The organism is Exiguobacterium sp. RIT341, assembly GCF_000632205.1.
In the GTDB taxonomy this organism is placed as follows: Bacteria; Bacillota; Bacilli; order Exiguobacteriales; family Exiguobacteriaceae; genus Exiguobacterium_A.
In genome coordinates this window covers 1-13,316 of record NZ_JFYW01000001.1, presented here as the reverse complement: position 1 = coordinate 13,316, position 13,316 = coordinate 1, and the positions used below count along the sequence as shown (strand labels likewise).

The following is a 13,316-nucleotide window of genomic DNA, read 5'->3' as shown; positions in this document are numbered from 1 at the left end:
CTCTGCCTTTATATTATGACATAAAGCGCTTACATACGCTCTTTCTTTTGTTTATTTTTGAGAATCTGTTGTGCGACAAGTCCCACGGCAAAGAATAAGACATACAGACCGATCGCGAGGAAGAACTGCCATGAGAACGGATCACGTAGGCTTGAGCCAATATTGTTGTAAACGAACGCACCGGGAATGATCCCGATGTAGTTCGCGATCGCGAACTGTTTGAAGCGGATTTTCGAGAGACCTGATGTGTAACTGATTGCGTCAAACGGAAACAGCGGGATCAATCGGACGATCAAGACGACGAGAAAGCCATTTGTCGCGATTCGATCGTCAAGTACGTTCAGTTTCCCTTTGCCAATCAACTTCTCGACCCCACGGCGTCCGAGCAACCGGGCAATCCAAAAGCTGAGCAAGCCACCAGTACCAGCACCAATGACGTCGAGTAATGTTCCGAGCCACGGACCATACGTATAACCACCAAAAACGGTCAAGAGACTCGCCGGGAAAAAGACGAGCGGTCGAACGGTATAGGCGAGGACATAAAGCACCATCCCGGTCAGACCTTGATCCCGTACCCAGTTAGATAGTGCCTGAATGTCGAATTGCTCCAGCATTCCAGACATCCGGAAGTACAGGAGCAATCCAAGACCAAACATAAAATACAGCGTGATCGGGAGCCAGTCCCGGAGCCGTAGTTTCTTCATGACATCGTCGCCGGAGCAACGTAATAGAAAATCGAGAGGAAGATCAAGACACTGCCGGCAAGGACGAACAGATGCCAAATCGCGTGGTTATACGGCAAGCGTGCCCAGACGTAGAAAATGACGCCGAGGGAATACGCGAGTCCACCACCGAGGAGGAGTAAGAATCCTTGTAACCCGAGTGCTTCATAGATCGGCTTGATTGCAAAAAGACAGCACCAGCCGAGAATCAGATAAGATGCATTTGAAATCCAAACATACTTACCTGTCGAATAGAGCTTCCAGATGATGCCGAGCGTTCCGACACCCCAGACGATTCCAAGCAACGTCCAGCCGAGCGGACCACGGAGCGTGATCAAGGCGAACGGTGTATAACTACCAGCAATCAAGAGATAGATGCCAGCATGATCTAAAATTTGTAGAACCTTGTTTGCTTTCGTATGCATCAGCGAATGCATCAAGGTCGAGAACAGATAAAGGAGAATCATCGTTGCCCCGAAGATACTGACAGCAGTGACGTTCCAAGCGCTGCCGGATTTTGTCGCCTGCAGGATTAACATCACGAGCGCGACGATACTGAAAATGACACCCAATCCGTGTGTAATGGCACTGGCGATCTCCTCTTTCAAGGAGTCACCTTTCGCGAGTAGCTCTTCGATCGTTTCTTTCGATTGTTGCTTGATCGTTTGCTTAAGTTCTTTTTTGGTAACCAACCGAACACCTACTTTCTAATGACACAAGACTAACACTTTGATTATACGCTCTGAAGCGACAGCGTGCCTATCGAAAGATTCTGTCGATTTGATGACAACCGTCATCTGTTTGTCTTTTCCCGCTTATACAAAAATCCACACCGCCTAGGCGATGTGGATGTCGTTTACCACTTTTCAATATCTGGGCGATCCTTGAACGTCGATTTTGTTCCATGACGTTCATTGAGGACAGCTTCGACTTCTTTGAAAGAGATACCACGGTCAGCAAGCAAGACCGTTAAGTGATACAGCAAGTCTGCTGTCTCTTCTGCTAACGTATCGTTACCGGCGAGGACGACTTCAAATGCCTCTTCGCCGAATTTCTTCGCGATCTTCTCATACCCAGAAGCGATCAAATAGTTCGTATAAGATTCTGCTTCCTTGGCGTCAATCTTCGCTTTGACGGTCTGTTCCAGTTCGTATAACATCGGGCACCTCCACTTCTGTATAGAAACAACTGCGATTTCCGGTATGACATGTCGGACCGTTCGCTTTGACTGCAATCAAGAGACTATCCTGATCACAGTCGATCCACATCCGTTTGAGTTCAAGCGTGTTCCCGCTCGTCTCACCCTTCGTCCAAAGACGATTCTTCGTCCGTGAGAAGAAGGTGACAAGACCAGTCGCAAGCGTCTTATCATAGGCGGCTTGGTCCATGAAGCCGACCATCAAGACATCGTTCGTCTGCTCGTCGACGACAACGGCAGCGACGAGTCCTTTTGAAAAATTCAATGTCGTCATCGGACTTCGACTCCCCGTTCTTTGAGGTAAGCTTTCGTTTCCGGCATTGTGTACGTCGCTTCATGGAAGATCGAAGCAGCTAAGGCTGCATCAGCTCCTGCTTCCAACCCTTCCGCTAAGTGATCGAGCGTTCCGACCCCACCAGAAGCAATGATTGGCACGTTGACAACTTCGCGCAGACGACGGATCAAGGCGAGATCATAGCCGTCTTTTGTGCCGTCAGCATCCATTGATGTAACGAGTAACTCTCCAGCACCAAGGGCAACCGCTTCCTGCGCCCACTCGATTGCGTCACGTCCGACGGGTTGTGTGCCACCGTGTGAGAAAACACCCCATGAATCGCCCGTCTGTTTTGCATCAATCGCGACGACCGTCGCTTGGACACCGAACAGACGGCTGACTTCCTGAATCAGTTGTGGGTTTTGAAGCGCTGACGAATTGAGGGAGACTTTATCGGCACCGGCACGAATCAAGCGTTTTGCGTCTTCAATCGTCTTGATTCCGCCACCAACCGTAAACGGCATGTAGATGACTTCTGCGACACGTTCGACGATATCAAGCATCGTCTCGCGCCCTTCTTGCGTTGCTGAGATATCGAGCAGGACGAGTTCGTCCGCTCCTTGTTCGTAATAGTACTTCGCGACGGCAACCGGGTCACCAAGATCACGTAAGTTCTGGAATTTAACGCCTTTGACGACACGCCCTTCCTTGACGTCAAGACAGGGAATGATTCGTTTCATCAACATACGCGTAACACCTCTTTTAAGGCGAGTGATCCATCGAGTAACGCCCGACCGACGACTGCTCCGTCCATCCCAATTTCTTTCAGACGCGCGACGTCGTCAACTGTCGTCACACCACCGGAAGCGATCAATTCGACCCCTTCCCGTTTTAAACGATCAAGTCCGTCAACGTCCGGTCCCATCATCATCCCGTCACGCGAAATGTCTGTGTAAAGGAACGTCTTGATGCCTTTACCGATCAGATGCGTCATCGCCTCTTCAAGCGTCCAACCGCTCGCTTCAAGCCAACCGCGTGTCTGGACGATGCCTTCTTTGGCATCTAACGCAACAGCCAGTTTATCACCAGCGAGAGCAATCATCTGCTCGAGTAGCGCTTCGTCTTCAAGAGCGACCGTGCCGACGAGTATCCGGTCGATTCCGGCACCAACATACGCTTCGACGGTCTCGATGTTACGGACACCACCACCGGCTTCCACGAACAAACCGGTCTCCTTTTTGATGTCGGCGATCAAGTTCAAGTGCAACGGTTCGCCGGCTTTTGCACCGTCAAGATCGATCAAGTGAATCGCAGTCGCCCCGTCTTCCTTGAAGCGCTTCGCGATCGTCAAGGCATCACCGAAGAATGTCTGTTGGTCAAAATCTCCTTGCTTCAGGCGTACCGCCTGTCCGCTCATTAAATCGATTGCTGGGTAGAGTTGCATGTCGTCTCTCTCCATTCCTTCAGTAGTTTCAGTCCGACTTCGCCACTCTTCTCCGGGTGGAACTGCATCCCGGTGACTTGTCCTTTTTGGACGATCGCTGGAACGAGGCGTCCGTATTCGACCGCGTCGACGATCCATTCTGGGTCACAAACAGCGCCGTACGAGTGGACGAAATAGACCGCTTCGCCGTGGTTCGTCAGCTGGTGCCAACCCATGTGCGGCAAGCGGACGTCGCTCGGTAGTTTTTCGATCGTTCCCGGTAAGATCCCGAGACCTTCCGTCAGTCCATCTTCGTCACTCGATTCAAAGAGCAGTTGCATCCCGAGGCAAATCCCAAGAAACGGTTTCTTTTCCGCTTGTTCTTTTAAGAAGTCGACGAGTCCCGTTTCCTTCAGGCGCTCCATTGCCGGTGCATAGGCACCGACACCCGGTAAGACGAGTGCTTCCGCTTGGTCAAGCAACTCCGTGTCACTCGTGACGATGACTGCTTCGCCAAGTTCCTTTAATGCGCGCTCGACGTTCGCGATATTCCCGACGCCATAATCGACGATTGCTATCATTGATCAATCAACCCTTTCGTAGACGGTACCCCTTCGCTCGTCACGGCGACTGCCTGACGGACGGCTCGACCGAGTGCTTTGAACAACCCTTCGATCATGTGGTGTGTGTTCGAGCCATATAAGACTTCGGCATGAATCGTCATCCGGGCACTGCGTGATAAGCCTTGGAAGAACTCTTCTGCGAGCTCCGTATCAAAGTCACCGAGTTTCGGATTCTTGAAACTAGCACGGAAGACCGTGAACGGACGACCGCTGAAGTCGAGCACGACCGATGCGAGTGTCTCGTCCATCGGTACACGCGATTCGCCGTAGCGTTCGATCCCGGCTTTATCGCCGAGCGCTTCCGTCAATGCTGCCCCGAGGACGATCGCTGTATCTTCGACCGTGTGGTGAGCATCGATCCACGTATCACCTTTGGCGGTTACCTTCAGACCGATCCGGGCCTGGAAGGCGAATAACGTCAACATATGATCAAAGAAGCCGACACCGGTCTTGATTTCAACCGGACCTCCTGCGAGATCGACCTCGACCTTGATGTCTGATTCTGCACTTACTCGTTCGCTTGCGCCACGCCGCATCGTAATTCCTCCTCTACACACGTTTCTAATACTTGCATCGCTTCTGGTGATCCACAGCTGACACGGAATGCTTGGTCAAACAAGCGGATCCGTAATCCGGCGTCAGCACAACGCTGCGTAAAGCGTTCGGCTTCCGGATACTCGACATAGACGAAGTTCGCTGCACTCGGATACGTCTTGCCGATTGGCGCGAGAATCCGTTCAATTGCTTCACGGCTCGCGTACGTTTCCTCTAAGACCCGATCGAGTTCCGGTTCTGCCATGATGGCGATACCGACAGCTGCCGATAGACCAGAGACGTTATACGGTGATTTGATCTGTTCGATTTCTTCGATGATTTGTTCGCTCGCGATGACAAAACCAAGTCGGAGCGATGCGAGTCCGAACGCTTTCGAGAGCGTCCGCAAGATGATTGCTTTTGGATACTCTTCCAGTAAGTGAAGCATCGACTGTTCGAGCGCGAAGTCGATATAGGCCTCATCGATGACGACGTATTTGCCACTGTCGAGCAAACGACGGATGTCCGCTTCCTTGCGGAGGACACCGGACGGATTGTGCGGGTGACTCAAGAAGATGATCTCACCAGGAGCTGCGATCAATCCGTCGACGTCAAGCGCCATCTCGTCGAGTAACGGCACGCGTTCAAACGGTGCCCGTGCCCGGTCAGCGTAGAACTGGTACATGACGAAGTCCGGTTCCGAGGCGATGACTGGCATGCCGGGTCCGCCGTAGCGGGCACATAAGTAGCCGATCAACTCATCCGAACCGTTTCCGGCGACAAGTTGCGTCGGACGGACACCGGCGTACGTCGCATACGATGCCTTGACTTGATCGATGATTTCGACAGGATATTCATTTAAAGGGAACGTTGCGATCAGTTCCTGGATTGCTTCGATCCCGACTGGACTGTGGGTCGTGAATCGTTCGTTTTGGTGTAATCGCATTAGTCTTCCCTCACTTCGATGGCTTGTGCGTGTGCTTCGAGTCCTTCAACCCGGGCAACGGTCTTCGCTGCGTTCGCGAGACGTTGTACGCCTGCGCGTGTGGCTTCGAGCATCGTCTGGTGACGCAGGAATGTCCGCGCCGATAATCCAGACGCAAAACGGGCTGTCCCAGATGTCGGTAAGACGTGGTTCGTTCCAGCGACGTAATCACCAAGCGTTTCCGGTGTCTCGTGACCGAGGAAAATCATCCCGGCGTGACGGATCGATTTGACGACCTCTTGCGGATTGGCAACGGCAAGTTCCAAGTGTTCCGCTGCGAGACGGTTCGCTTCTTCGATTGCTGTTTCGAGTGGAGCAACGAAGACGCCACCGTTTTCCATCGCACGACGGGCAATCTCTTGACGCGGCAATTGTTGTAAGCGTCGTTCGATTTCCGCATCAACCGCTTGTTTCATTTCTTCCGTTGGCACGAAGGCGATCGCGACAGCGTCACGGTCGTGTTCGGCTTGCGCAAGGAGGTCGGCTGCAATGCGGTCTGGATGCGCTGTTTCGTCCGCGATGACGACGACTTCCGATGGACCAGCGACCGAGTCAATCCCGACGATGCCGTAGACTTGGCGTTTCGCTTCGGCGACGAAGCGGTTCCCAGGTCCAACGATTAAATCGACGGCTTGGATACTTTCTGTTCCAAATGTCAGCGCGGCGACGGCTTGCGCTCCACCAATCGTATAGATTTCTGTCACACCAGCGATCCGTGCCGCAACGAGCACCTCGTCACTTAAGTTCGTCATCGGCGTCACCATGACGACGCGTTCAACTCCGGCGACTTTCGCTGGAATCGCGTTCATTAAGACGGTTGATGGATAACTTGCTGCACCACCCGGTACATAGATTCCGACCGAATCAACGGGAACGAACCGTTGGCGTCGTGTCACGTCTGCTTCGACGAGTTCGATGTCAGACGGAAGTTCTTGTTCATGCCATTCGACGAGTCGTGTCGCCATCAACTTCAACGAGTCGATCAAGTTGGCATCTGCCTGTTCAAAGGCTTGCGTGATCCGTGTTTCACTGAGACGGAAATCTTCGAGATCGACTTGATCGAATTGGTTCGTGTAATCGCGGACAGCAGCGTCACCATCTGTTGCGACGCGTTCGAGGATCGCGCGGACCGCGAGCTCCGTATCGCGATCGATGCTGAAAGGTTTTGTCGGTGTCATGATCGTGTCACTCCTTCTGTCAATTGCTCGAGCAAGCGGATGACTTCCACCCGCTTCCGTTTTAACGTCCATTCGCTCGTAAAGAATCGAGCGCTAATATCGATGATTTTTTCGTATTCATTTAGTCCGTTTGCCCGTAACGTCTCACCTGTCTCGACGATATCGACGATTGCGTCAGCAAGTCCGAGTAACGGTGCCAACTCGACGGATCCGTTCAACGGTACGATGTCGACGTCGACACCGAGTTCGCTGAAGTAGCGTTTGGCGATGACCGGATACTTCGTCGCAATCCGGACGCGGCGCCCACCTTCGAATTGTAGTGGTTCCTTCGCACAGACCGACATCCGGCAGACACCGAACGGCAATTCTGCGAGTTCCGATAGTTCTTGATCCGATTCGAGTAAGATGTCACTGCCGGTGATCGCGACGTCAAGAACACCTTGAGCAACGTACGGAATCAAGTCCGATCCTTTCATGAAGACGAATTCGTGCTCGCCCCGTTTGACGATCAGTTCGCGTTCAATGGCTCCCCATGTCTCGACGCCAGCTTCTTTCAGATAACGTTCTGTCGCTTTCGACAGCCGTCCTTTCGTAATTCCGATTCGCATTTAGAGCACCTCCGCCAACCGTTCGACCGAGAATCCGATGCCGAACGCCTGTTGTTCTTGTCCGAATTGTTCATAGAGCCGGTCGTAGCGTCCACCGACGAGGACGGGTTCCGTCACACCTTCGATGAAACCGTGAATCGTGATCCCGTCGTAGTACGTCTGTAAGCCCATTTGACCGAAGTCGAGATCGGCATTGACGGCTTCCGCGAGATCAAGCACGGCATTGAGTCGTGTCTCGTCGACGTACGGGAGGATCGTCTCCGCCCCTTCACGTCCGAATAATAAAGGAAGTTTCGCGAGTAAGGCATCATCGAGTTGACCCGCGATTCGCTTCAATTCGATGACGTTACGTAAACGGAGCATCTGCGTCACTTGGTCGCGTAAGTGGTGATCACCGACACGCGTCTCGATCAAATGCTCGATCAAACCGGCATCACCGATCGAGAGTGTGACTTCTTTTCCCGTCAGTTCCTCAACGAGTCGGACCGCAAGTTGAATTGCTTCGACTTCTGCGATTTGTCCCCGTTCCTCGAATCCGACCTGGAACTTCTCTTCCGGTTGAAAGACCGAGCCACTGTAGAAGACGCGTTTATATTGTTCGCGACCGCGTTCGCTGAGTGCACGCGCGACACTAGTCGTAAAATCCATCCGAATCTGTTCCCGTCCACCGATTTCCTCAATTAAGGGGGTGATTAATCGGGTATAGTTAGATTGTTCGAGTCCATCTTCGAGCTGACGGATGACCTGCTGGAGCCGCGTTGCCGAGGCACCAACGTAATCTGTCGCTCCATCCTTGAGTCGAATCGTAGAAAATGATTGCATACTCCCACTCCTTTATCTTATTATCACTGTACCACGCTAAATTATTTAACGATAAGATACCGCGTTTCGGGCACATTGTCAATCGCTTTGCTTGCCAATTCTAAAAAATCGGAGGGTTTATCATGCAATTATTGAAATGGGACGGTCACGTCCACAGTCCATATTGTCCACACGGTACGAAGGATCCACTCGAAGCCTACATCGAGCGTGCCTTAGAACAAGGCTTAGAACGAATCAGCTTCACGGAACATGCCCCTTTACCTGAAGGTGTGACGGATCCTGCGCCAGATAACGATTCCGGAATGTCGTTCGCGACAGCCGATGCCTACCTGAAGGAATTGACGCAACTCCGCGAGACATACAAGAATCAGATCGATATCCGGATCGGGATGGAGTTCGACTATTGGGAAGGGCATGTCGACGGCACGCATGACATCATCGCCCGTTACGCTGACGTCTTGACCGACGGCATTCTCTCACTGCATTACTTATATATTGATGACAAGTACTACATGGTCGACTTCAGTAAGGAAAGCTTCGGTGAGATCGTCACGAAACTCGGAAGCGTCACGGCGGTCCATGAACGGTATTATGAAGGCATCCAAGCCCTCGTCATGACGGATCTCGGTGCACACCAGCCGAAGCGGCTCGGTCACTTGACGTTACCGACGAAGTTCATCCAAGCCTACCCGCTCGAATCGAATCCGTCGAACCTCGACGACACGTTACGGAAGATCCGTCAGGCGAACTTTACGCTCGACGTCAACACGGCAGGACTCCGGAAGCCGTTATGTGGTCTTTCCTATCCTTACCCGGAACTCCTGCAAGTCACGCAGTCGTTATCGATTCCGCTCGTCTATGGATCAGATGCCCACCTCGCAAAAGATGTCGGTGCTGATTTTGATTTCAAATGGTAAACAAAAATCCGGATGCCGCGGCGTCCGGATTTTTGTTTAGGAATACGGGAAATCAGCAGAGTCGACAGGAGCAATTGATCGTGCTAATTTTTTTAATTGTTTTAGTGATACGTTACCGGACAGGAGGACGATTTGATTGTCTTCGACGTAATAAAGGTTCGTTCTCTCTTGTTTTTCTTGGAAGTAAGCCGTCTGTCCGTTCGCAAGCGTCGTTTTCTTCCAGTCCTCGCCTTGAACGTCTTGCTTCGGAACAACGGTTAGCAGAATCGTTTGGGACTTCGTGTGGAAGAACCAGACACTATCGTCTCCATTAGGAGTTGAACTACTGGCAATCGCTTGGAATGTCGAGAACGGTAAATTCAAACCGCGAGTCGAACCATCATCTTTTTTAATGTTTTGAACGTCGTCATGTAAACCGCCTTTTAAAATCCAGTTCTTCTCTTGCTTGGTATACTCTAGTACAGCAAGACGCTCTGCTCCTTTTGGGTAATGCAACGTCACGTAAGCATAATTCCCGAGGGCGACACTGCTCCAGATATCACCTTCAGTCGGGTGTGCTTTTGTTCCATCTTTAAAGTAAAACATCACATGACGACGGAAATCCGCTTCAAACGAATCCTGTTCTGAAAAGTCTTCTGCTTTAATACGTTGTACGATGGCATCCGGCTCAGCACCATCCTCAGCCGTGTTATCATCGATCCATCGCGTGTGAAGCTGATTTAAAGGCGGAACTTAGTCCGGTTCTGCACAACTGGTCAAGATACTTGCAGCGAGTAAAGCACTGATTACACCAAGCCGTTGAAATCGCATGACAATCTCCTTTTCCTCTTTTTTCCTTTCTTTGAGTATCTCATGTTGCGGGACTAAGTCTTCAAGAAAATTACGAAAAGAGGGAAAGGAGAATTTCTGATTAATACGCATTCACACGTGAAAGATCTACAGACAAAAACAGACTAGCTCTCTTCTATTGAAGATAACTAATCTGTTTCGTATGTTTCACTCTAAGTTGGCATGTTTCCCGTACATCGTTTGCGAATCAAGTTGCTTCTCTTCCATGATCTGCAGAATCAAGGCATCATAGAACAACAACATCGTCTGTTCAAACAACGAGCCCATCGGTTGAACCGTCTCATCCGCTGATGCCGTTCGTTCTTTCGGAACCCCAGGCAGTTGGACAATCAAGTCGGCTAATCGTGCTAACGTCGATGTCGGATTGATCGTGACAACGGCAACCGTTCCACCGAGTTGCTGTGCTTTCTCGACGATTGGTACTAACGTTTTCGTCTCACCTGATCCTGAACCGACGATTAACAAGTCACCCTCGCGTAAGTTCGCCGTGACCGTCTCGCCGACGACATAAGCATCGAGTCCCATGTGCATCAGCCGCATGACGAACGCTTTCCCCATCAAGCCGGAGCGACCAGCTCCTGCGAGAAAAATTCGGTTCGCTTGCAGCACAGCGTCTGCCAGTTCTTTTGTCTCGGTCGCATCGATCGCTTCGACCGTCGAAGTCAGCTCTTCGATAATCGTTTGAATGTGTGTCATTTACGCCTCTTGTAGCATCCGGTGCATCATTGACGCTGTCTCTTGTTTATCATCTTGTCCCGTGATCCCGCCACCGACGATGATCAGATCAGGACGTGCCGCGATGACTTCCGGTAACGTCTCCATCTTGATGCCACCCGCAACAGCTGTTTTTGCATTTGTCACAACCGACTTGATTGTCGCAAGATCCTCGAACGAGTTTTGACCGACTGCTTGGAGATCGTAACCTGTGTGGACACAGATATAATCGACGCCTAATGCATCAAGTTCTTTCGCACGTGTTGCGATATCTTTCACAGCAATCATGTCGACGAGAATCTGTTTGCCTGATTTTTTCGCTTCTTCGACTGCCCCTTTGATCGACATGTCTTCCGCTGCACCAAGAATCGTTACGATATCAGCGCCGTGTGCGACAGCTTGGCTGACTTCGTAGCCGGCAGCGTCCATGATCTTCAAGTCAGCGAGGACCGTTAAGTTCGGGAACGCGGCTTTCATTTCTTTGACGGCGCGGAGCCCTTCGTTGATGACGACCGGTGTGCCGATCTCAACGATATCTAAATTGTCTTCCCCGATTTCTTTGACTAAAGCAATCGCACCTGCTGTATCGACTAAATCAATTGCGAGTTGTAATTTCATTTTATATCTCTCCCATTCTTCTCTGTATTGTCGTACCTGACACTTCCTTCAGACGTTCACGAAGGAACAGGACTAAATATAATTCGCAGGAGCATTCTTGAGAAGTACGCACTTTTAATTTACATAGTGCGGTTTTTCATACATAGTGCAGAAAAGTATACTGTCAATTAGGAGAAGGTCTATACTGGAGAAGGAGGTGGATCGATGCCACATTTTGAAGATCGTCAGTTTAACTGTGAAAAGGAATTGACCCTCTCGATCATCGGGGGAAAATGGAAGATGCTCATTCTTTGGCACTTAGGCAAGGAAGGAACGAAACGCTTCGGGGAACTGAAAAGTCTGATGCCCGGGATCACGCAACGGATGCTCGTCAATCAACTGCGGGAACTCGAAGAACACCAGATCATTCACCGGGAAGTTTACCCGGTCGTACCACCGAAGGTCGAATATTCGTTGACGCCACACGGTCATAGCTTAATGCCGATTTTAGATGCGATGTATGACTGGGGAAAGGATTATGCGAAAAATGTCCTAGAGATCGATTTCGAGCAACAAAAGATATCACCATAAAAAAGATGCTCACGGTCTCGTCTCCTTTTAGAGATAAGTCCACTGAGCATCTTTTTTTAGGATTCCTCCACTGTATAAATCTTCGACATCGCCAGTTCATCAACGTATTCGCCATCGATGAAAAGTGACGCGATGCGAGTTCCTTCAATGTTGAAGCCAAACTTATGATAGAGCTCGATTGCCCGCAGATTGTCCTTGCGAACCGTCAACTCGAGTCGGATGAGTCCTGCTTCAATCGCAAAGGCGTCGACCGCTTCAAGTAGACCTGCACCGAGTCCACGACCCGTATAGGCGTCAAGTAAGCCGATGACAAGATTCGCCCGGTGACGGATCCGACTTGGCTCACCACCGACAACGAGCACGTATCCGACAAGTTGTTCATCGACGTCCACGACAAAGATATCCGAGTTAGCAGCCTGACCGAACTTCTCGATAAACGCCTCGGCCTGTTCCGTCGACAGGACGCGTTCCTCTGGCTCATACAACATATATTTCGTTTCCCGATCAATGCGTCGCATTAAGTCCGATAAGGCTTTTCCGTCCATCAACGTGGCACGTCGTATCATAGGTGTCAGCTCCTTTTCTACTTCGTTACTCTATCGCTAAACTTAAATTGATTTAAAATGTATCATTTTGTTACTTAATATTAAACCTTCATTAAATTTCATTTCGAATGATCAAATAATATATTAAATAATGATACTGCAATTACCTAATACCTTAAACTAAATTCAATTTTATATATCGAATTTTCTAATATAAAACTTATCTACCACTTTTTTGTCATTCTCAAGAATAATCTCATTTTCTAATAACTTATAAACCTTATTTTTTAATGATTTATTGCTCATTATTTCGTTAATTTTTTTTTCATTTAACGTAGAAATTAATTTAATATCTGTTAGATTTATATCCTCAACTAGAAAATAAAGATCAAAATATTCAGAGTGATTTTTCATAATATTAATATTCGGCTCAATTAATTTTCTATCTATACAATCATTTCTGTATAAATTTGTAATGATTTCAAGATTTTCTTCTATTGGATCAGGATACGACTTTTCTCCAGGATTTTGATTTCGAATTTTTTCTAAAGTATCATTAATTATAGCAATATTAATATTCTTTGCAGAATCAATAAATTTATATATTGTTACCATTTGATAAAAAATCATTTCGCTTTTGTTTATGATCCTATCATTTTGTTCAATTTTTTCGATTATTTTTTCTACGTAGCTTAATATAATTACTTTTTGTTTTTCACTAATTAGTGGGATTATT

General features: G+C 49.4%; 16 protein-coding genes and 2 pseudogenes. 2 read left to right on the top strand and 16 right to left on the bottom strand.

Annotation, left to right across the window (positions count from 1 at the left end; genetic code table 11):
• Nucleotides 1-29: 29 nt before the first annotated feature.
• From BW42_RS00090 to BW42_RS00040, 11 genes and pseudogenes are all read right to left on the bottom strand, one after another.
• Nucleotides 30-704: a TVP38/TMEM64 family protein gene (locus tag BW42_RS00090; RefSeq protein ID WP_035405949.1), complete on the bottom strand. Its 675-nt coding sequence runs from the start codon at nt 702-704 to the stop codon at nt 30-32.
• Complete coding sequence (locus BW42_RS00085; RefSeq protein ID WP_035396436.1) at nt 701-1,360, bottom strand: hemolysin III family protein; 660 nt, start codon at nt 1,358-1,360, stop codon at nt 701-703. Before BW42_RS00085 ends, BW42_RS00090 begins: the two co-directional genes overlap by 4 nt.
• A 218-nt stretch (nt 1,361-1,578) precedes the next feature.
• Nucleotides 1,579-2,194: pseudogene (hisIE, locus tag BW42_RS16490) on the bottom strand (bifunctional phosphoribosyl-AMP cyclohydrolase/phosphoribosyl-ATP diphosphatase HisIE).
• Entirely contained in the window at nt 2,191-2,940 is a 750-nt protein-coding gene (hisF, locus tag BW42_RS00075; RefSeq protein WP_023469183.1) for an imidazole glycerol phosphate synthase subunit HisF, read from the bottom strand. Before hisF ends, hisIE begins: the two are co-directional and overlap by 4 nt.
• Entirely contained in the window at nt 2,934-3,638 is a 705-nt protein-coding gene (gene hisA, locus BW42_RS00070) for a 1-(5-phosphoribosyl)-5-[(5-phosphoribosylamino)methylideneamino]imidazole-4-carboxamide isomerase (RefSeq protein ID WP_029342450.1), read from the bottom strand. The genes hisF and hisA overlap by 7 nt, the downstream gene beginning before the upstream one ends.
• On the bottom strand, nt 3,611-4,198 hold the full coding sequence (gene hisH / locus BW42_RS00065; protein ID WP_029342451.1) for an imidazole glycerol phosphate synthase subunit HisH: 588 nt from the start codon (nt 4,196-4,198) through the stop codon (nt 3,611-3,613). The genes hisA and hisH overlap by 28 nt, the downstream gene beginning before the upstream one ends.
• Nucleotides 4,195-4,776: an imidazoleglycerol-phosphate dehydratase HisB gene (gene hisB / locus BW42_RS00060; RefSeq protein ID WP_035396348.1), complete on the bottom strand. Its 582-nt coding sequence runs from the start codon at nt 4,774-4,776 to the stop codon at nt 4,195-4,197. The genes hisH and hisB overlap by 4 nt, the downstream gene beginning before the upstream one ends.
• On the bottom strand, nt 4,749-5,720 hold the full coding sequence (locus tag BW42_RS00055) for a histidinol-phosphate transaminase (RefSeq protein ID WP_035405946.1): 972 nt from the start codon (nt 5,718-5,720) through the stop codon (nt 4,749-4,751). Before BW42_RS00055 ends, hisB begins: the two co-directional genes overlap by 28 nt.
• Nucleotides 5,720-6,937: a histidinol dehydrogenase gene (gene hisD / locus BW42_RS00050; protein WP_035405944.1), complete on the bottom strand. Its 1,218-nt coding sequence runs from the start codon at nt 6,935-6,937 to the stop codon at nt 5,720-5,722. Before hisD ends, BW42_RS00055 begins: the two co-directional genes overlap by 1 nt.
• A complete protein-coding gene (gene hisG, locus BW42_RS00045; RefSeq protein ID WP_023469189.1) occupies nt 6,934-7,545 on the bottom strand; it encodes an ATP phosphoribosyltransferase in 612 nt (203 codons plus the stop codon). Before hisG ends, hisD begins: the two co-directional genes overlap by 4 nt.
• Entirely contained in the window at nt 7,546-8,367 is an 822-nt protein-coding gene (locus tag BW42_RS00040) for an ATP phosphoribosyltransferase regulatory subunit (RefSeq protein ID WP_035396343.1), read from the bottom strand.
• 122 nt (nt 8,368-8,489) lie between these two features.
• Between BW42_RS00040 and hisJ the strand changes: the two genes are divergently transcribed.
• Nucleotides 8,490-9,284, top strand: coding sequence for a histidinol-phosphatase HisJ (hisJ, locus tag BW42_RS00035; RefSeq protein WP_035405942.1), 795 nt, complete (start codon nt 8,490-8,492; stop codon nt 9,282-9,284).
• Between the two features lie 36 nt (nt 9,285-9,320).
• Here hisJ and BW42_RS00030 read toward each other — a convergent pair whose 3' ends face one another.
• From BW42_RS00030 to hxlA, 3 genes are all read right to left on the bottom strand, one after another.
• The gene (locus tag BW42_RS00030) at nt 9,321-9,869 is read right to left on the bottom strand and encodes a hypothetical protein (protein ID WP_035405939.1); all 549 of its coding nucleotides are present in this window, start codon (nt 9,867-9,869) and stop codon (nt 9,321-9,323) included.
• A gap of 411 nt (nt 9,870-10,280) precedes the next feature.
• Nucleotides 10,281-10,829, bottom strand: coding sequence for a 6-phospho-3-hexuloisomerase (hxlB, locus tag BW42_RS00025; RefSeq protein WP_035405936.1), 549 nt, complete (start codon nt 10,827-10,829; stop codon nt 10,281-10,283).
• Complete coding sequence (gene hxlA / locus BW42_RS00020) at nt 10,830-11,465, bottom strand: 3-hexulose-6-phosphate synthase (protein WP_035405933.1); 636 nt, start codon at nt 11,463-11,465, stop codon at nt 10,830-10,832.
• A 204-nt stretch (nt 11,466-11,669) separates the two neighbouring features.
• Here hxlA and BW42_RS00015 point away from each other — a divergent pair, with 204 nt between their 5' ends.
• The gene (locus BW42_RS00015) at nt 11,670-12,035 is read left to right on the top strand and encodes a helix-turn-helix domain-containing protein (RefSeq protein WP_035405932.1); all 366 of its coding nucleotides are present in this window, start codon (nt 11,670-11,672) and stop codon (nt 12,033-12,035) included.
• Nucleotides 12,036-12,091: 56 nt separating this feature from the next.
• Here BW42_RS00015 and BW42_RS00010 read toward each other — a convergent pair whose 3' ends face one another.
• Nucleotides 12,092-12,601, bottom strand: coding sequence for a GNAT family N-acetyltransferase (locus BW42_RS00010; protein WP_035405931.1), 510 nt, complete (start codon nt 12,599-12,601; stop codon nt 12,092-12,094).
• Nucleotides 12,602-12,772: 171 nt separating this feature from the next.
• Nucleotides 12,773-13,316 (bottom strand): annotated as a pseudogene (locus BW42_RS00005) (SIR2 family protein); the annotation flags it as partial.

Bases quoted from the DNA above. Each gene is read 5' to 3' on its own strand.
- hisJ (WP_035405942.1), top strand. From the start codon at position 8,490: ATGCAATTATTGAAATGGGACGGTCACGTCCACAGTCCATATTGTCCA.
- BW42_RS00010 (WP_035405931.1), bottom strand. From the start codon at position 12,601: ATGATACGACGTGCCACGTTGATGGACGGAAAAGCCTTATCGGACTTA.
- hxlA (WP_035405933.1), bottom strand. From the start codon at position 11,465: ATGAAATTACAACTCGCAATTGATTTAGTCGATACAGCAGGTGCGATT.
- BW42_RS00090 (WP_035405949.1), bottom strand. From the start codon at position 704: ATGAAGAAACTACGGCTCCGGGACTGGCTCCCGATCACGCTGTATTTT.
- hisA (WP_029342450.1), bottom strand. From the start codon at position 3,638: ATGCAACTCTACCCAGCAATCGATTTAATGAGCGGACAGGCGGTACGC.
- hisD (WP_035405944.1), bottom strand. From the start codon at position 6,937: ATGACACCGACAAAACCTTTCAGCATCGATCGCGATACGGAGCTCGCG.
- hisF (WP_023469183.1), bottom strand. From the start codon at position 2,940: ATGTTGATGAAACGAATCATTCCCTGTCTTGACGTCAAGGAAGGGCGT.
- BW42_RS00055 (WP_035405946.1), bottom strand. From the start codon at position 5,720: ATGCGATTACACCAAAACGAACGATTCACGACCCACAGTCCAGTCGGG.
- BW42_RS00040 (WP_035396343.1), bottom strand. From the start codon at position 8,367: ATGCAATCATTTTCTACGATTCGACTCAAGGATGGAGCGACAGATTAC.
- BW42_RS00015 (WP_035405932.1), top strand. From the start codon at position 11,670: ATGCCACATTTTGAAGATCGTCAGTTTAACTGTGAAAAGGAATTGACC.
- hisG (WP_023469189.1), bottom strand. From the start codon at position 7,545: ATGCGAATCGGAATTACGAAAGGACGGCTGTCGAAAGCGACAGAACGT.
- BW42_RS00030 (WP_035405939.1), bottom strand. From the start codon at position 9,869: ATGTTTTACTTTAAAGATGGAACAAAAGCACACCCGACTGAAGGTGAT.
- hisB (WP_035396348.1), bottom strand. From the start codon at position 4,776: ATGCGGCGTGGCGCAAGCGAACGAGTAAGTGCAGAATCAGACATCAAG.
- hxlB (WP_035405936.1), bottom strand. From the start codon at position 10,829: ATGACACACATTCAAACGATTATCGAAGAGCTGACTTCGACGGTCGAA.
- hisH (WP_029342451.1), bottom strand. From the start codon at position 4,198: ATGATAGCAATCGTCGATTATGGCGTCGGGAATATCGCGAACGTCGAG.